This is a genomic window from Stenotrophomonas sp. GW821-FHT01H02A (genome assembly GCF_059422145.1).
In genome coordinates this window covers 1-17,802 of sequence record NZ_JBWKWI010000002.1, presented here as the reverse complement: position 1 = coordinate 17,802, position 17,802 = coordinate 1, and the positions used below count along the sequence as shown (strand labels likewise).

Here is a 17,802-nt window from a genome sequence, read left to right as displayed (position 1 = left end):
GCAAGGCCACACCTGGGCGACAAGTATAGAATCCCGGCATGCCCGAGCTTGCTGAACTGTTCGATATCGCCGCTGCGCGCCGCCTGGATGCGCAGGCCAGCAGCCTGCTGGGCGACGGCGGCGCCTCCTTGATGGAACAGGCTGGCCAGGCCGCCTGGCACTGCCTGCTGGAGCGCTGGCCGCAGGCGCAGCGGATCGGCGTGGTGGTCGGCGCCGGCAACAACGGGGGGGATGGCTACGTGCTGGCCCGACTGGCGCGTGAGGCCGGGCGCCCGGTGACGGTGCTGCGGCTGGACGCCGATGCGCCGGCCACGCCGTTGTCGCGGCAGGCCGAGCATTCGTTCATCGCCGCCGGCGGGGCGGTGGCGCACTTCGATGGCGTTCTGCCGCCGGTGGACCTGCTGGTGGACGCGCTGTTCGGCATCGGCCTGAACCGCGCGCCGGCCGGCGCCGCGGTCGATCTGATCAACGCGATCAACGCGTCGGGCCTGCCGGTGCTATCGCTGGATGTACCCAGCGGCGTGCAGGCGCAGACCGGCAACGTGCCCGGCGTCGCGATCCGCGCCACGCTCACCCTGCAGTTCATCGTGCGCCACCAGGGGCTGTATACCGGCGCGGCGTTGGAGCATGTCGGCGGCCGCCGGCTGGCTGCGCTGGATCTGCCTGCGGCGGCTGCCCAAGGCGTGCAGCACAGCGCCGAGTGCTGGCAGCAACCGCGCCTTCGCGCACGATTGCCGGCGCGCCGCGCCAACACCCACAAGGGCGAATCCGGCCACGTCCTGTGCGTGGGCGGCAACCTCGGCAGCGGCGGCGCGGTGATGCTGGCCAGTGAATCGGCGTTGCGCGCGGGCGCCGGGCTGGTCAGTGTGGCGACCCAGTCAGCGCATGTCGCACCGCTGCTGGCCCGCCTGCCCGAAGCGATGGTGCATGCCGTGCAGGACGCGCAGGAGCTGCAGGCCCTGCTGCCACGCGCGGGCGTGATCGCGATCGGGCCGGGCCTGGGCCAGGACGACTGGGCGCACGAGCTGTGGCGGCAGGTGCTGGCCAGCGGCAAACCGCTGGTGATCGATGCCGACGCCCTGAACCTGCTGGCCAAGGCGCCGCAGTCGCTGCACGGCGCGATCCTGACCCCGCACCCGGGTGAGGCGGCGCGCCTGCTCGGGCTCAGCACCGTGCAGGTGCAGGCGGACCGCTTCACCGCAGCGAAAGCGTTGGCCGATCGTTTCCACGCGGTGGTGGTGCTCAAGGGCGCCGGCACCGTGGTCGCCGCGCCCGACACGGTGCCGCGGGTGATCGCCGCCGGCAATCCCGGCATGGCCGTGGGTGGCATGGGCGACCTGCTCACCGGCATCATCGCGGCGTTGCGTGCACAGGGCCTGGACGCGTTCGATGCGGCCAGTACCGGCGCATTGCTGCACAGCCTGGCCGGCGATGCCGCCGCCAGTGACGGCCAGCGGGGCCTGCTTCCCACCGATCTGCTGGCGCCGCTGCGCCGGCTGGTCAATCCGGACGTTTGAACATGATCGAGTTTTTCCTCGCGCAGACCCAGGACACCGACCTGCTCGGGCAATGGTTGGCCGCGACCCGGCCGTCGCAGGCGGTGATGCAGCTGCAGGGCGACCTGGGCGCCGGCAAATCCACGTTGGCCCGCGCACTGCTGCGCGCGCTGGGCGTGCAGGGCGCGATCCGCAGCCCCACCTACACATTGGTGGAGCGCTATCCGCTGGCCGATGGGCATGAGGCCTGGCACCTGGACCTGTACCGGATCGGCCAGGCCGAAGAGCTGGATTTCCTCGGGTTGGACGAAGGCAGTGCCTCGCTGTGGCTGGTCGAATGGCCCGAGCGCGGCGCCGGTGCACTGCCGCCGACCGACCTGGAAGTGGCGCTGGACATACAGGGCCAAGGGCGTCGCGCCCGGCTCACGGCGAGCAGTGCTGCCGGTCGCGAATGGCTCGAACGGCTGCCCCAAGGGGGCGACTTGCAGGCCCTTTCTGTCGGCTGACACTAGGAAACACCGGCAGGTTACGGATTATTAAGGGAAAAGGAGTTGCATTTCATTCAGCGCGGTGATTGAATCCAGACCCATGCCAATGGGGAAATCGCTCACCGCCATCTGCACTGCCGTCGGACTCTGTCTGGCGAGCGCGCTGTCGTGGGCGGGCGAAGTCCGCCAGGTGGCTGTGGAGACCGGCGCGACCGGTACCCGTGCGGAGATTTCGCTGGCCGGCAGCGGGGGCTACAAGACCCTGTCCCTGGCTGGCCCGAACCGCCTGGTGGTCGATTTCCCGGACTCCAGCGCGATCCGCAACCTGAAGTTGCCTGCGCCCAAAGGCGTGGTCACGGCGGTCCGTACCGGGCAGCCGGTTCCGGGCACGTTCCGCGTGGTGTTCGACCTGGCCGAGTCGGTCGCGCCGTTCCGCCCGCAGATGATCAAACAGGGCGATGAGTCGCGGCTGGTGATCGAGTGGCCGGGCGATGCGCCGGCCTCGAGCGGGGTGGCCAGTGCACCGGCCCCGGCGCCTGCCACTGCACCTTCGCCCACGCCCACCGCTCCCACACCGGCAGCGACGCCGGCGCAGACGGCAGCCCAGTCCGCCCAGGCGCGCAGCGATGCCGCGCGAGCGACCGCGCTGCTGACCGCCTCGGTGCGCCAGCAGGCCAGCGCCACGGTCGCTACCTCGGCCCCGACGCCGGGCCCGACGTCGACCACCGCTGCCACCGTCAACGTCGCTGCTGCAGGGACCGCAAACGCGGCCAACAGCAGTGCTTCGCCGGCCGCGATCCTGGCGGGCCAGTCCACCACCGCTGTCGTGGCCAGCGCGCCGGTTCCCGCGCCCGCGCCGACCCCGGCGGTGCAGGACAACCCGCGTCCGGCCATGCCCAGCGACGCCTCGCGGGTCAAGATGCGTGCCGGCATGCGGCCGCTGGTGATCGCGATCGATCCGGGCCATGGCGGCCAGGATCCCGGCGCGATCGGCCCCACCGGCAAGCGTGAGAAAGACATCACCCTGGCCGTGGCGCGTGAACTGGCCCGCCAGGTCAATGCAACGCCCGGCCTCAAGGCCTACCTGACCCGCGACAGCGACGTCTTCATTCCGCTGCCGATGCGCGCACAGAAGGCACGGGCGGCCAAGGCCGACATGTTCATCTCGATCCACGCCGATGCCGCCGAGAACCGCGCGGCGACCGGCTCGTCGGTGTACGTGCTCTCCACCAAGGGCGCGTCCTCGCAGCGTGCGCGCTGGCTGGCCGACAAGGAAAACGCCGCCGATCTGGTCGGTGGCGTGCGCCTGCAGCAGACCGAAGGCACGTTGGCCAACGTGTTGCTGGATCTGGCCCAGAGCGGTTACATGAAGGCCTCCGAAGACGCGGCCGGTCACGTGCTGGGCGGCCTGAAGCGGATCGGCAAGAACCACAAGCCCAACATCGAACGAGCCAACTTCGCGGTGCTGCGCACCTCGGACATGCCGGCGATGCTGGTCGAAACCGCGTTCATCTCCAACCCGGATGAAGAACGCCGCCTGATCGATCCGGCCTACCAGCGCCAGATCGCCGGGGCCGTGCTCGATGGGGTGCATACCTTCTTCAGCCGCCAGCCGCCGCCGGGCACCCTGTACGCTGCACGCGCCCAGGCCGAGATCGACGCCGCCGGTACCGTGGCGGGCGGCAGCAAGTAAGCCCGCCAGCCAGCGCCCGGCGCACGCTATCATCACGGGATGACGTCTGTTTCCCGAATCCCCCTCGCCGCTGCGCCCGTCACCTCCGTCAGCCGGAGGTGCGAATGAGCATCCGCCAGCTTCCCGAGATCCTGATCAACCAGATCGCCGCTGGCGAAGTGGTCGAACGTCCTGCATCCGTGGTCAAGGAACTGGTTGAAAACGCACTGGATGCTGGCGCCACCCGGGTCGATATCGATCTGGAAGAGGGCGGCGTGCGGCTGATCCGCATCCGCGACGACGGCGGCGGCATTGCCCCGGAAGAACTGCCGCTGGCGGTGTCGCGGCATGCGACCAGCAAGATCGCCAGCCTGGACGATCTGGAGTCGGTGGCTACCCTCGGCTTCCGCGGCGAAGCGCTGCCCTCGATCGCTTCGGTCAGCCGCTTCACCCTGAGCTCGCGCCGCGCCATCGACGAGCACGGCTCGGCCCTGCAGATCGAAGGTGGCCGGCTCGGCGAGGTGACCCCGCGCGCGCATGCGCCGGGCACCACCGTAGAAGTGCGCGAGCTGTTCTACAACGTGCCGGCGCGGCGCAAGTTCCTGCGCGCCGAGCGCACCGAGCTGGGCCATATCGAAGAGTGGCTGCGCTCGCTCGCGCTGGCGCGCCCGGATGTCGAACTGCGGGTCTCGCATAACGGCAAGCCTTCGCGCCGCTACAAGCCCGGCGATCTGTACTCGGACGCACGGCTGGGCGAGACGCTGGGTGAAGACTTCGCCAACCAGGCGCTGCGCGTGGACCACAGCGGTGCCGGCCTGCGCCTGCACGGCTGGATCGCGCAGCCGCACTACTCGCGGGCCAGCACCGATCAGCAGTACCTGTACGTCAACGGGCGCTCGGTGCGTGACCGCAGCGTCGCCCACGCAGTGAAGATGGCGTACGGCGACGTGCTGTTCCATGGTCGCCAGCCGGCGTATGTGCTGTTCCTGGAGCTGGACCCGACGCGTGTCGACGTCAACGTGCATCCGGCCAAGCATGAAGTGCGTTTCCGCGATTCGCGCCTGATCCACGATTTCGTGTACCGCACGCTCAAGGAAGCGCTGGCCGAAACGCGCGCCGGCATGACCGCCGCCGGTACCCAGGTGCACGCCACGGAGAGTGCCGCGACGGCGGCGCCGGCCTACGGCCTGCCGCCGTCAGGCCATAGTGGCTATGCACTGGCCGGCAGTGCGGCGGGTGGTGGCGGTGGTGGCGGCATGGGCGGCGACTGGCGTCCGCAGCAATCGCCGCTGGGCCTGCGCGTGGCCGATGCGCCGTCCGCCTATGCAGCGCTGTATGGCGCGCCGGGCGGCACCCCCGCCAGCGGCAGCCTGCCGCCGATGCCGACCGAGAATGGCCTGCCGATGACGGCGGCCGACAGTGGCGTGCCGCCGCTGGGCTATGCGATCGCGCAGCTGCATGGCATCTACATCCTGGCCGAGAATGCCGAAGGCCTGATCGTGGTGGACATGCATGCCGCGCACGAGCGCATCGGCTACGAGCGTCTGAAAACCGCGCACGATGGCATGGGCCTGCATGCGCAGCCGCTGCTGGTGCCGATCACCCTGGCGGTCGGCGAACGCGATGCCGATACCGCCGAACGCGAGGCCGGGACCTTGACCTCGCTGGGCTTTGAAATCACCCGCGCCGGTCCCGGTTCGCTGCATGTACGCAGCATTCCGGCACTGTTGGCCAATGCCGAACCCGAGGCGCTGCTGCGCGACGTGTTGACCGACCTGCGCGAGCATGGCCAGAGCCGCCGCATCGCCAGCGCCCGCGACGAACTGCTGTCGACCATGGCCTGCCACGGCGCGGTGCGCGCCAACCGGCGGCTGACCGTGCCGGAAATGAACGGCCTGCTGCGCGACATGGAAATCACCGAACGCTCGGGTCAGTGCAATCACGGCCGACCGACCTGGGCGCGTTTTTCGCTGGCGGAAATCGACCGCTGGTTCCTGCGCGGACGTTGAGAGGAAGGTCATGGGGAAGCACTGGGGAGTGTGGGCCACCGCGTTGCTGCTGGCGGTGAGCGTGTCGGGGTGTGGCGAGAAAGCAGTGGACGCCCCTGCGAAGGTGGCGATCGATCCGGCCTTTGAAGCCGAACAGCAGCAGTGGCGGCGACAGCGCTATGAGGAACTGCACGCGGCCGATGGCTGGACCAGCCTGGTCGGCCTGCACTGGCTGGAATACAAGGCGCATTACATCGGTCGCGGGCCTGGCAGCGGCATCCGCCTGGCGGTCGGCCCGGACAAGCTGGGGATGGTTGCGCGCGAGGGCAACACCGTCTGGTTCACGCCCGAGCGAGGGGTTGCGATGCAGGTGGATGGCAAGCCGGTCACTGGCCGCATCCGCTTCTTCAGTGATCGCGATCCGACCCCGACCGTCATCGCTTTCGATGACGACAAGGGGCGGCTCAGCCTGATCCATCGCGGTGAACGGTTCGCGCTGCGGGTCAAGCACGCCGATGCGCCTTCGCGCACCCACTTCACCGGCCTGACGTACTGGCCCGGTGGTCCGTCCTGGCGCGTCACCGCCCGCTTCGTGCCACATCCGGCTGGAAAGACACTGCCGATCGTGGACATCACCGGCCTGACCACGAACATGCCCAACGCCGGCACCCTGGCGTTCGAACGCGACGGCCGCACCTGGCAGCTGGAGGCGATCGGCGAGCCCGGCCGCGAGCTGTTCGTGATCTTCGGCGACCGCACCAGCGGCCACGGCAGTTATCCGGCCGGCCGTTACCTGGATCTGCCGGCGCCAGACGCACAGGGGCGCGTGGTGATCGATTTCAATCATGCCTACAACCCACCGTGCGCGTTCACGCCGTTCGCCACCTGTCCGCTGACGCCCCCTGAAAACCGCCTGGACCTGCGCGTGGACGCCGGTGAACAGGCGTACCACGCCCCCGAAGGAGAGGCTTGAACATGTCGATGCTGTCGCGTCTGTTTTCCCCGCTGCTGGTCGCTGCAGGCCTGATGATCGGCACGGGCGGCGCCGAGGCGCGTCCGGCCGCGCCGGGCGCACCGGCGGCGGCCAGGCCGGCCCCTCCCGTGCCGCTGCTGTGGAAGGTCACCGGCCCGGGCGACAGCCGCCTGTATCTGCTGGGCTCGTTCCATCTGCTGCAGCCGACGGATTACCCGCTCTCGGCGGATGTCGACCAGGCCTTCGCCGCCTCGCAGCGCGTGGTGTTCGAACTCTCGCCGCAGGACATGGAGTCGCCGGCGCTGGCGCAGAAGATGGTGCAGGCTGCGATGCGCACCGATGGCACCGAGTTGAAGCGCGATCTGGATGCCGCGACCTGGACCCGCCTGCAGGCCTATGCGCAGGAAAACAAGCTGCCGCTGGCCCAGTTGCAGGGCATGAAGCCATGGTTCGTCGGCCTGACCATCACCCTGAGCCAGTTCACCAAGATGGGCCTGGATCCAGCGCTGGGTCTGGACCGCCATTTCATGACCCGTGCCGTCAGCGCGGGCAAGGCGACTGCGGGGCTGGAGGATATCGACACCCAGATCGCGGTGTTGTCGGGGATGTCGGCCAAGGAGCAGCAGCAGATGGTGGCCGAGGCGCTGGAGCAGGCCGGCAAGGGCGATGAAATGGGGCGCAAGCTGCACGACGCCTGGCGCCGTGGCGATGACAAGCTGCTCTGGACCTCGATGGCCACCGAGATGCGTGGTCAGTACCCGCAGTTGTACAAGCGCATCAACAGTGACCGCAATGACGCCTGGGTGCCCAAGCTGCAGCAGCACCTGCAGGCCGGTCAGGGTGGCACGATGGTGGTGGTGGGCACGCTGCACCTGCTGGGCAACGATGGCGTGGTCGAGAAGCTCCGCGCCAAGGGCTACAAGGTCGAGCGCATCTGCACCAGCTGCGCCAAGCCCAAGCGCTGAGCGCATCGGGCACCGGGCCGTCGTCAGTGACGCCCGGCCCAGGAACGAGAAAAGGCGCGGCCCGGAGGCTGCGCCTTTTTCTTTGCTGCGGCGGAACCGGCCTCAGCGGCGGGTCTTGCCTGCGCCTGGCGCCGGGGTTTCCGGCTTCTTGCCGGTTCCCGTGCCCGTGCCGGTACCGGTACCACCCGGGCGGCCGCCGAAGCCGGTGCCCATGTTGCGCTGGAAGTCCTGCCACATTTCCATGTTGCGCTCGGTCAGCTGGTTCATCATCGCCCAGGGGGTCTGGCCGAGGAGATTGCCCATCTGCTGGCGGAACTGCTGCTGCTGGTCCAGGAAGACCTGCATGCTGCGCTCCAGGTAATTGCCCATGAAGCCCTGCAACGAGTCGCCATAGAAGCGGATCAGCTGGCTGAGCAGCTGGGTGGACAGCATCGGTTCGCCGTCCTGTTCCTGGTCGGCGATGATCTGCAGCAGCACCGAGCGGGTCAGGTCATCGCCGCTCTTGGCATCACGCACTTCGAAGTCCTCGCCATCCAGGATCAGCTGGCGCACATCCTCTATGGTGATGTAGCTGGAGATTTCCGTGTCGTAGAGCCGGCGGTTCGGATACTTCTTGATAATGCGGGTCGCAGCCATGAAGCGGTCACTCATCACAGTAGGCGCGCAGCATGGCGCAGTGCAGCAGCCTATGCAACCGCCATAGGTAGCAAGGGGCCGCATTTATGTTGCGCAGCATAGGGTGCAGCAAAGTCGCCCCTCTCCGGGCGGTTGCCTGCGCATTCCACCTTGTCCCCCGCGCCGTCGGCGGACCTTACCACCCCATGTGGTGGCCGCCGTTGATGTCCAGGTTGGAGCCGGTGATCCAGGAGGCTTCATCGTTGACCAGGAAGGCCACCGCGTAAGCGATTTCCTCCGGCTTGCCGAGGCGGCCGGTCGGGATGTCGGCGATGATCTTGGCGCGCACCTCGTCCGGCACGGCCATCACCATGTCGGTGGCCACGTAGCCCGGCGAAATCGTGTTCACGGTGATCCCGAAGCCCGCATTCTCACGCGCCAGCGAAATCGTGAAGCCGTGCATGCCGGCCTTGGCCGCAGCGTAATTGGCCTGGCCGTACTGGCCCTTCAGGCCGTTGATCGAGCTGATCTGGATGACCCGGCCCCAGCCGCGGCGGCGCATGCCCTCGATGACCGGGCGGGTGACATTGAAGACCGAGTTGAGGTTGGTGTTGATGACGTCATGCCACTGGTCCGCGCGCATCCGGTGGAAGGTGGTGTCGCGGGTGATGCCGGCGTTGTTGATCAGGATCTCGACCGGTCCCAGCGCCGCTTCAACGGCCTGCACCATGCTCTCGGCGGTGCCTGGCTCGGACACATCGCCCGGAAAGATCGCGACGTCGCAGCCTTTGGCCAGCATCTTCTCCCGCCATGCCTTGGCCTTGGCTTCGTCACGGTAGTTGGTGGCGACCCGATGGCCCTGGTCGGCCAGACGTTGGCAGATGGCAGTACCGATACCGCCGGTACCACCGGTGACCAGTGCGACGCGAGATGTCATGAGCAGCTACTCCGAAAGGCAGGGCCAACAAGGGGGAACAGGATTCTGCAACATCAGCGGGCAAAAGGGGCAGCCCCGTCCGCCGCTTGCCGCAGGGGGATGTCGCCCGGTGGCAGGCGGGCCGGATCGAAGCCGGCCGCAGCCTGTCGCAGCCAACCGGTAACGTCCTCGATGCCCGCGCCGATCGCCGGATCCTGGCCCAACTGCGCCCAGGCCCGGCGCAGGGCGGGCAGCGGGTCGGCGGGGTCGATCGGCAGCGCGGCCTCGGACTTGGAGAGCTTGCGCCCGTCGGGGCCGAGCAGCAGCGGCAGATGCAGATAGCGCGGCGTCGGCAATCCCAGTGCCCGCTGCAGCAGAATCTGGCGGGGGGTGGAGTCGAGCAGGTCCGCGCCACGGACGACGTCGGTCACGTGCTGCTGGCCATCGTCGACGACCACGGCCAACTGGTACGCCCAATAGCCATCGGCCCGGCGCAGCACGAAATCGCCGACCTCGGCATGTACGTCCTGCACGACCCGGCCCTGCAATCCGTCATCGAAGCCCACCACGCTGCCGGGCGGCACCCGCAGCCTCACTGCCGGGTGCACACGCGCGGTGCGGGCTACGCAGTGGTGATGGATGCCACCCTGCGCGGCCAGCTCGCTGCGGCTGCAATGGCAGGCAAAAGCCTGGCCTTCGCCCAGCAACCGATCCAGCGCGTGCTGGTACAGCGGGTCGCGCTCACTTTGATGGACGATGGGGCCGTCACTGCGCAGTCCGAAGGCGGCCAGCGCGGCCAGTTGGCCGTTCACCGCGCCGGGTACCGTTCGAGGGGGATCGACATCCTCCACCCGCACCAGCCAGCGGCCGCCGGCATGGCGCGCGAGCAGCCAACTGCCCAGCGCCGCCAGCAATGAGCCGGGGTGCAGCGGGCCGGTGGGGGAGGGCGCGAAGCGCCCGCAATAGGAGGAATCAGGCATGGACTATGAATCGTCGGTCAGTTTGCGACTTGAATTCAAGCTGAAGTCACCGCAGATTTGCACTCATCAACCTCCAACGAGCGTCCTTTTCCCATGTTCAGTCGCATTGCTCTCTTCCTTCTGACCAACTTTGCGGTGCTGATCCTGGCCGGCATCGTGATGTCGGTGCTGGGCGTCAATCCCAACCAGATGAGCGGTCTGCTGGTCTTTGCGGCCATCTTCGGCTTCGGCGGCTCGTTCATCTCCCTGCTGCTCTCCAAGTTCATGGCCAAGCGCTCCACCGGCGCGGTGGTGATCACCGAGCCGCGCAACCAGACCGAACGCTGGCTGCTGGCCACCGTCGAACGCCAGGCCCGTGAAGCCGGCATCGGCATGCCCGAAGTGGCCGTGTACGAAGGCCCGGAAATCAACGCCTTCGCCACCGGCGCCAACCGCAACAAGGCGCTGGTCGCGGTGTCCACCGGCCTGCTGCACAACATGAGCGAAGACGAAGCCGAGGCGGTGCTCGGCCATGAAATCGCCCACGTCGCCAACGGCGACATGATCACCATGGCCCTGTTGCAGGGGGTGCTCAACACCTTCGTGATCGTCCTGGCCCGCATCGTCGGCGGCTTCATCGACAGTGCCCTGTCCGGCAACCGCGAAGGCGGCGGCCGTGGCTTTGCGTACTACATCATCGTGTTCGTGCTGGAAATGGTATTCGGCCTGTTCGCCACCATGATCTCGATGTGGTTCTCGCGTCACCGCGAATTCCGCGCCGACGCCGGTGGTGCCCACCTGGCCGGCCGCCAGAAGATGATCGCCGCCCTGGAACGCCTCAAGGTCAACCACGGCCAGAGCACCCTGCCGACCCAGATCGCCGCCTTCGGCATCGCTGGCGGCGCTGCCAAGAAGCTGTTCATGAGCCACCCCCCGCTGGACGAGCGCATCGCCGCCCTGCGCGCCGCCAACAACACCGTGGTGTAACCCGCACCGCAACGCGCTGACCCCAACGCCCGGCTTGCGCCGGGCGTTTTTGTTCCCACAAACGACGACGGCGCCCGAAGGCGCCGTCGTCATGCAGTACAGATCCAGCCCGATCAGAACTTCGCGTCGAACTCGGCCGCGTAGCCCGTGTTGACCAGCACCTTCTGCAGCGCATCGCTGATCTTCACGTTGCCTGCCACGATCTGCTGGGTTTCCGGGCCGCGGCTGTCCATGCGGGCCGGCGTCGCGCCCTTGAAATCGCACACGCGGCCACCGGCCTCGCGGACCAGCAGCACACCGGCCGCGATGTCCCAGGCCTTCACGCCTGCCTCGAAATACGCATCGGCGCGGCCGCAAGCCACATAGGCCAGATCCAGCGCCGCCGAACCGGTGCGGCGCACGTCCTCTGCCTGCACCAGCAGCGCGTCGACCGCCTTCAGCTGGGCACTGGTGCGCTGACGCTCACGCGGGGCGAAACCGGTGTGGATCATCGCGCCGCCCAGATCCTTGCGCTCGGCAATGCGGATACGGCGGTCGTTGAACACGGCGCCGGCACCGCGGCTGGCGGTGAACAGCTCATTGCGGAGCGGATCGAAGATCACCGCGTCGATCGGCTCACCGTTCTCGACCAGGGCGATGGACACACAATAATGGGGGAAGCCGCGCAGGTAGTTGCTGGTGCCGTCCAGCGGGTCGATCACCCACATGTAACGGTTGACCGACTGCACGCCACCTTCCTCGCCCATGATCCCGTACTCGGGATAGGCGCGCTTGAGCTCCTTGACGATGACCTTTTCCGCATCCGCATCGACTTCACTGGCATAGTCCATGCGGCCCTTCTGCACGACGTTCAACGCCTCGAGCTTGTTGATGTTGCGCAACAGGACGTTGCCGGCGAGGCGGGCGGCCTTGACCATGACGGTGACGGCGGGTTTCTGCATGGCGAAAAGCTCCCGTAAAGGCAGAGTAGGGGTTTGGCGGGGGAAAAGAGCGGTCCCGGCGCAGAGGCCGGTCGCACAGTTTACCATTTGTCGCTGTCCTGCTCGCATTTGGCCTGTTCATGTCCGTAGAAACCGCTTCCGCCCGCATCCGCTTCGTCCTGGTCGGCACCCAGCACCCCGGAAACATGGGGGCGGCCGCACGGGCCATGAAAACCATGGGCCTGGGCCGCCTGGTCCTGGTCGCCCCGGAAAAACCGCTGGATGAAGAGGCCTTCCGGCGCTCGGCCGGTGCCGAAGACGTGCTCGGCGACGCCCCGGTGGTGGCCACCCTGGCCGACGCCGTGGCCGACTGCCGCCTCGTGCTGGGTTGTACCGCCCGCTCGCGCCGGGTCCAGCTGGAAGAGCTGCTGCCGGCCGTGGCCGCCCAGCGCGTGTTGGCCAAGGCCGCCGAGCCCGCCGAAGTGGCCTTCGTGTTCGGCCGTGAGCGCACCGGCCTGACCAATGAAGAGCTGCAGCTCTGCCATGCGGCCGTGCATATTCCCTCCAACCCCGATTTCAGCTCCTTGAACCTGGCGGCTGCGGTCCAGGTCCTGGCGTATGAAGTGCGCATGGCGGTGCTGGGGGCGGCCGATGCGCCGGTCGCCGCCCCGGCCGAGCCCGGTTTCGGCGAAGCGCCGGCCAGCCATGCCCAGGTGGAAGGCCTGTTCGGCCAGCTTGGCGACACCCTCGATGAGATCGACTTCCACAAGGGCCGTGCACCCGAGTCGGCGATGCGCAAGCTGCGCCGCCTGTTCCTGCGCACCGAGCTGAGCGAACAGGAGGTGCGCCTGTTGCGCGGCATCCTGTCCGACGCACAGCGCATGGCGCGATTGGCGACGAATAAGCCCCTGTAAGCCGACGCAGTTCTCATTTTTTCGGGTAGTCTGTCTCGATTCCTTGGGGGGAGCGATGGGCTTGTCCGGACTGCGATGGCTGCTGCAGAGCGTAGTGCTGTGTCTGGCCATCGCCGCGATGACCGGCCCGGCATGGGCCGGACCGGCCCATGTCCTGGTGCTGGGGCGGATCAGCGACGACCCCAGGTCACACTATGCGCAACTGCAGCCCCTGCTTGATTACGTGATTCCCCGCATGCACGACGTCGGCATCACCGAAGGACGGATCCTGATGGCGCGCGATGCGCAGCAGATGGGCAGTTACTTGCGCCGCGGCCGTGTCGACTGGGTGACCGAGACGTCCGGTACCGCGGTTGCCCTGGGGCTGCGCAGCGGCGCGCGCCCGCTGTTGCTGACCGAGCGCAGCGGGGTGCGCGAGTACCACACGGTGTTCTTCGTGCGCCGCGACAGCCCGCTGCAGACGCTGGAAGATCTCCGCGGGCACACCCTGGCCCTGCAGAACGTGGCCTCCACCAGCGCCTACCTGGTGCCGGTGATGACCTTGCTCGAGCACGGCGAGACGCCGGAGATCCTGGCCTCGATCGGCGACGTCGCCGCACCGGATACGGTGGGTTACGTGTTCGCGCGTTCAGAGGCGAACATCGCCACGTTCGTGCATAAAGGCCTGGTGGATGCGGGGGCGGTGAGCAACGTGGACTGGTCCGATGGCAAGCGTATCCCGGCCAACTTCCTGCGTGATTTCCGGGTCATCCATCGCACCGAGCCGTATCCGCGCGCGGTCGAGATGGTGCGGGAGGGGCTGGATCCGCGGGTGCGCGATCGGCTCCAGCAGGTGCTGCTGGATGCCGCATCCGATCCGGTGGCGCAGCCGGCATTGAAGACATTTTTTGGTACGTCCGGGTTCCATCGGGTGGATGCGCAGATGCAGCACCGGTTGGATGAATTGAAACAAGGCTTGACGCGCGTGCGGATGGAAGTGGAATGAGTCGCTTGGGTTCCGGAATGCAGGCCCGCTTCGTGCTGGCGATGGGCGGCGCGATGCTGGTCGTGGTGGCGATCGTCGCCGTGGTGCTGGGGCGCCAGGCGACGATGCAGAAAGAGGTGCAGCACCTCAGCGGCACGGTCATCCATGACCTGTTCGATCGCAGCGTGCGCAGCCGTGGCGAAGCGCTGGCGCGCGAGCTGTCCGATGCGTTGGCCAATCCGCTGTACTACAACGACCTGGAGCAGGTCGGGGCGCTGGTCCGCAATACCTCCCGGCAGCAGGTGGTGCGCTATGTGCTGGTGTTCGACGAGAACGGCAGGCTGATCCACGACGGCACGGTGGATGTGCTGGAGTTCGGCCAGCCGATGACCGACCCGCTCGCGGCGGGCGCGGCGGGCGCGCGCGAACTGGTGGTCCAGCAGTCGCCCAAGGTGCTCGACAACGCGATGCCGATCATGATCGGCAACCAGCGGATTGGTGGGGTGCGCGTGGGCATGGCGCTGGACGATGTGCAGGCCATGGAACAGCAGGCCAACCAGACCCTGGGCGATCGCCTGCAGCAGGTCGGCAAGCGTCACCTGGGCTGGTTGCTGCTGATGCTTGGCCTGCTGGTCGGGATCGGTGCGGTGGTGATCATCTATGTGCAGCGCACCCTGGTCACGCCGATCCGCTGGCTGGCCGGCGCGGCACGCCAGATCGAGGCCGGTGATTACACCCTGCAGATGCCGGAGAGCCGGCGCCAGGATGAAGTCGGCGAGCTGATGCGCGCGTTTGGCCGGATGAGCCAGGCGATCGCCCGGCACGACCGCGAAGTGCGGCACATGGCCTATACCGATGCGCTGACCGGGCTGACCAACCGGCTGGCCTTCCGCGAGGCGCTGGACCACCGCCTGATGGCCGCGCGGGCCTCCGGTCACCGGCTGGGCCTGCTGTTCGCCGACATGGACGACTTCAAGCGGGTCAATGACACGCTCGGCCACGAGGCAGGTGACGAGGCGCTGCTGCAGTTCGCGCAGCGGATCAGCGCGGCCGTGGCCCAGGCCGGGGGAGACGAGGCGCTGTTGGCACGCTTCGGTGGCGACGAGTTCGTGATCCTGATCGGGGATGGCGATGTCGCGGCCGGCGCGCGCGCGTTGGCTGAGATCCTCGTGCGCGAACTGGGCAAGCCGCTGGTGGTGCAGGGCCGGGAGCTGTTCCTGGGTACCTCGATCGGCGTCACCCTGTTCCCGGACGACGCCGCCGATGCCACCACGCTGCTGAAGAACGGCGACATCGCGATGTACCAGGCCAAGATGGCCGGGAAGAACTGCTACCGCTATTACAGCCGGGCAATGGACCATGCGGTCGAGCGCCGCGTGCACATGGAGCAGGAGCTGCGCGGTGCCTGGGAACGGGGCGAGCTGCGGCTGGCCTACCAGCCGATCTTCCGCACCCGCGACCGCCGCATGGTCGGCGTGGAGGTGCTGCTGCGCTGGCAGCATCCCACGTTGGGCACAATTCCGCCGTCGGTGTTCATCGAAGTGGCCGAGCAGAGCGGCCTGATCGAAGTGATCGGCCCGAAGGTGCTGCGCGCGGCCTGTACCGAGGCGGTGCAGTGGCCGGCGGGTGCCGATGGGGAAGGGCTGTTCGTTTCGGTCAACGTGTCACCGCGCCAGCTGCGCGGCGGTGAGTTGCCGACCCTGGTCGCGGACTGCCTGCGCGACACCGGCCTGCCGGCTGCGCGGTTGCACCTGGAGTTGACTGAAACGGCGGTGATCGGCGATGAAATGCTGGCCGCCGCGCTGCTGGACAAACTCCACCGTACCGGGGTGAAGGTGTGGCTGGATGATTTCGGGACCGGCTTCTCCGGCCTGAGCCACCTGCGCCAGGTGCCGGTGGACGGGGTCAAGATCGACAAGAGCTTCGTGGCCGACATGCAGCGCGACCCGGACGACCTGGCCCTGACCACGGCGATCATCGCCATGGCCCACGCCCTGGGCATCACCGTGGTGGCCGAGGGCATCGAGCAGGAAGTGCAGTTCGACCTGCTGGCCCAGCGCGGCTGCGACCTGGCCCAGGGCTACTGGCTGAGCCATCCGGTCAGCGCGACCGAGGTGGTGCAGCTGCTCGAGTCGGGCAGCTGATTAACAATTAACAGGGACGGAGGTAGTTATTAACTACCCCCGTCCCGGTTTTAGACCCGGTCTTAGACCGGCCGCTTGCTGCTGTCGCCGGAGATCTCGCGGACCAGCTTGGGCACCAGGTAGCCGGACAGGCGCGCGGTGAGCTGCGCATGCAGGTCCTTGGCGATGTCGTCGGCCACCTCGAAATGGGCCACGCCCTCGACCCGGTCCACCTGGTACAGGTAGTAGGGCAGCACGCCGGCGGCGAAACTGCGCTCGCTCAGGGCCTGCAGTGCTTCGATCGAATCGTTGACCCCGCGCAGCAGCACCGCCTGGTTGAGCAGGGTGGCGCCGGTCCCGCGCAGGCGGGCCATCGCGGCATCGACCGAGGCATCGAATTCGTTGGCATGGTTGGCATGGATCACGAACGCCACCGGCCACGGCAGCGAGGCGATCCACTGCACCAGCTCGTCATCCACGCGTTCGGGCAGGACCACCGGCAGGCGGCTGTGGATGCGCAGGCGGCGCAGGTGCGGAATCTGCTGCAGGGCCTGGGTCAGTTCGGCCAGCTTGTGGGTGGCCAGCGACAGCGGGTCGCCACCGGACAGGATCACCTCGTCGATGTCCGGGTCCTGGGCAATGGCGTCGACCGCATCGCGCCAACCCTCACGGGCCGCGTTCTCGGTGCCGTAGTCGAAATGGCGGCGGAAGCAGTAGCGGCAGTTGATCGCGCAGCTGCCGGTGGTGACCAGCAGGGCCCGGCCGCGGTACTTCTGGATGACCCCGGTGGCCTTTTTGGCCGCACCGTCGCCCACCGCGTCCAGGCTGAAGCCTGGCACGACCTTCAGCTCGTCGGTGATCGGCAGGACCTGGCGCAGCAGGGGGTCATGGCGGTCGCCATGGCGCATCCGGGCCGCGAAGCCCTGCGGCACGCGCACCGCGAACTGGTCGGCCGCCTCGTCAGAGACCCCGAGCGCCACCGGATCCAGCCCCAGCTGCTGCAACAACGCGCGCGGGTCGCGGATCGCCTCGCGCCACCGTTGCTGCCAGCGGACGGGGGCGGCCAGGGGCGTGGCGGAAAGCTGCATGGAATGGGGGCCTGCGGTTATCATGTGGGTCAGAAATATCGCGTCACCCCACCGGTGTCGGTGGGATTTCCCATTCTATCCGGCTCGCCGCGCCTGCGCGGCGTTTGCCCATTCAGGAGTTTCAGCATGGCCACTGTTGGCATGAACGACGTCAAGAACGGGATGAAGATCCTGGTCAACAATGAACCAGCGGTCATCACCGAGACCGAATACGTCAAGCCGGGCAAGGGCCAGGCCTTCACCCGCATGAAGTACCGCTTCATCAAGTCGGGCCGCGTGGTCGAAATGACCATGAAGGCGACCGATGACGTGGAGAAGGCCGACGTCGTGGATACCAACATGGACTTCATGTACAGCGACGGCGAGTTCTGGCACTTCATGGACCCGGAATCGTTCGAGCAGGTCCAGGCCACCAAGGCCGGCATGGGCGGCGCCGAGAAGTGGCTGAAGGGCGAAGAGTCCTGCATCGTCACCCTGTGGAACGGCGAGCCGATCTTCGTCCAGCCGCCGAACTTCGTCGAGCTGAAGATCACCGAAACCGACCCGGGCGTCCGTGGCGACACCTCCGGCGGCGGCGGCAAGCCGGCCACCCTGGAAACCGGCGCGGTGGTCCGCGTGCCGCTGTTCGTCAACCAGGATGAAATCATCAAGGTCGACACCCGCTCGGGCGAATACTCCGCGCGCGCAGGCAAGTAATCCGGCTTCGCCGGATTACGGTAGAGCCGACCGTTGGT

Annotated in this window: 16 protein-coding genes; 11 read left to right on the top strand and 5 right to left on the bottom strand. The window is 67.8% G+C overall.

All coding sequences use genetic code 11. The annotated features are described in order from the left end of the window. Positions 1 to 38 precede the first annotated feature (38 nt). From AC07WC_RS03450 to AC07WC_RS03425, 6 genes are all read left to right on the top strand, one after another. Positions 39 to 1,517: an NAD(P)H-hydrate dehydratase gene (locus tag AC07WC_RS03450; RefSeq protein WP_495208783.1), complete on the top strand. Its 1,479-nt coding sequence runs from the start codon at positions 39 to 41 to the stop codon at positions 1,515 to 1,517. Between the two features lie 2 nt (positions 1,518 to 1,519). After that, on the top strand, positions 1,520 to 2,002 hold the full coding sequence (gene tsaE, locus AC07WC_RS03445; protein WP_495208782.1) for a tRNA (adenosine(37)-N6)-threonylcarbamoyltransferase complex ATPase subunit type 1 TsaE: 483 nt from the start codon (positions 1,520 to 1,522) through the stop codon (positions 2,000 to 2,002). An 88-nt stretch (positions 2,003 to 2,090) separates the two neighbouring features. Further along, on the top strand, positions 2,091 to 3,677 hold the full coding sequence (locus AC07WC_RS03440; RefSeq protein WP_495209099.1) for an N-acetylmuramoyl-L-alanine amidase: 1,587 nt from the start codon (positions 2,091 to 2,093) through the stop codon (positions 3,675 to 3,677). Positions 3,678 to 3,781: 104 nt separating this feature from the next. Further along, positions 3,782 to 5,665, top strand: a complete 1,884-nt coding sequence (gene mutL / locus AC07WC_RS03435) for a DNA mismatch repair endonuclease MutL (protein ID WP_495208781.1) — start codon at positions 3,782 to 3,784, stop codon at positions 5,663 to 5,665. 10 nt (positions 5,666 to 5,675) lie between these two features. Further along, complete coding sequence (locus tag AC07WC_RS03430) at positions 5,676 to 6,617, top strand: DUF1684 domain-containing protein (protein WP_495208780.1); 942 nt, start codon at positions 5,676 to 5,678, stop codon at positions 6,615 to 6,617. 2 nt (positions 6,618 to 6,619) lie between these two features. Beyond that, positions 6,620 to 7,582, top strand: a complete 963-nt coding sequence (locus AC07WC_RS03425; RefSeq protein ID WP_495208779.1) for a TraB/GumN family protein — start codon at positions 6,620 to 6,622, stop codon at positions 7,580 to 7,582. Between the two features lie 102 nt (positions 7,583 to 7,684). Here AC07WC_RS03425 and phaR read toward each other — a convergent pair whose 3' ends face one another. The 3 genes from phaR to gluQRS all read right to left on the bottom strand — a co-directional run bounded on the left by phaR (position 7,685) and on the right by gluQRS (position 10,093). Further along, positions 7,685 to 8,218, bottom strand: coding sequence for a polyhydroxyalkanoate synthesis repressor PhaR (phaR, locus tag AC07WC_RS03420; RefSeq protein WP_088432576.1), 534 nt, complete (start codon positions 8,216 to 8,218; stop codon positions 7,685 to 7,687). Positions 8,219 to 8,393: 175 nt separating this feature from the next. Further along, positions 8,394 to 9,134, bottom strand: a complete 741-nt coding sequence (gene phbB, locus AC07WC_RS03415; RefSeq protein WP_495208778.1) for an acetoacetyl-CoA reductase — start codon at positions 9,132 to 9,134, stop codon at positions 8,394 to 8,396. A 53-nt stretch (positions 9,135 to 9,187) separates the two neighbouring features. After that, positions 9,188 to 10,093 (bottom strand): tRNA glutamyl-Q(34) synthetase GluQRS, encoded by a 906-nt coding sequence (gluQRS, locus tag AC07WC_RS03410; protein ID WP_495208777.1) that lies wholly within the window; start codon positions 10,091 to 10,093, stop codon positions 9,188 to 9,190. A gap of 93 nt (positions 10,094 to 10,186) precedes the next feature. Here gluQRS and htpX point away from each other — a divergent pair, with 93 nt between their 5' ends. Beyond that, positions 10,187 to 11,059: a protease HtpX gene (gene htpX / locus AC07WC_RS03405; protein ID WP_176989394.1), complete on the top strand. Its 873-nt coding sequence runs from the start codon at positions 10,187 to 10,189 to the stop codon at positions 11,057 to 11,059. 113 nt (positions 11,060 to 11,172) lie between these two features. Here the strand turns inward: htpX and AC07WC_RS03400 are convergent, their stop codons facing one another. Beyond that, entirely contained in the window at positions 11,173 to 12,000 is an 828-nt protein-coding gene (locus AC07WC_RS03400) for an inositol monophosphatase family protein (protein ID WP_019182815.1), read from the bottom strand. Positions 12,001 to 12,119: 119 nt separating this feature from the next. Here AC07WC_RS03400 and AC07WC_RS03395 point away from each other — a divergent pair, with 119 nt between their 5' ends. The 3 genes from AC07WC_RS03395 to AC07WC_RS03385 are packed head-to-tail and all read left to right on the top strand — an operon-like array spanning position 12,120 to position 16,001. Then, the gene (locus AC07WC_RS03395; RefSeq protein WP_495208776.1) at positions 12,120 to 12,893 is read left to right on the top strand and encodes an RNA methyltransferase; all 774 of its coding nucleotides are present in this window, start codon (positions 12,120 to 12,122) and stop codon (positions 12,891 to 12,893) included. A 55-nt stretch (positions 12,894 to 12,948) separates the two neighbouring features. Further along, entirely contained in the window at positions 12,949 to 13,878 is a 930-nt protein-coding gene (locus AC07WC_RS03390) for a phosphate/phosphite/phosphonate ABC transporter substrate-binding protein (RefSeq protein ID WP_495208775.1), read from the top strand. Further along, positions 13,875 to 16,001, top strand: a complete 2,127-nt coding sequence (locus AC07WC_RS03385) for a putative bifunctional diguanylate cyclase/phosphodiesterase (RefSeq protein WP_495208774.1) — start codon at positions 13,875 to 13,877, stop codon at positions 15,999 to 16,001. Before AC07WC_RS03390 ends, AC07WC_RS03385 begins: the two co-directional genes overlap by 4 nt. Before the next feature lie 62 nt (positions 16,002 to 16,063). Here AC07WC_RS03385 and epmB read toward each other — a convergent pair whose 3' ends face one another. Beyond that, positions 16,064 to 17,068, bottom strand: coding sequence for an EF-P beta-lysylation protein EpmB (epmB, locus tag AC07WC_RS03380; protein WP_495208773.1), 1,005 nt, complete (start codon positions 17,066 to 17,068; stop codon positions 16,064 to 16,066). 126 nt (positions 17,069 to 17,194) lie between these two features. Between epmB and efp the strand changes: the two genes are divergently transcribed. Then, positions 17,195 to 17,764: an elongation factor P gene (efp, locus tag AC07WC_RS03375; protein ID WP_019182820.1), complete on the top strand. Its 570-nt coding sequence runs from the start codon at positions 17,195 to 17,197 to the stop codon at positions 17,762 to 17,764. Positions 17,765 to 17,802: the final 38 nt, after the last annotated feature.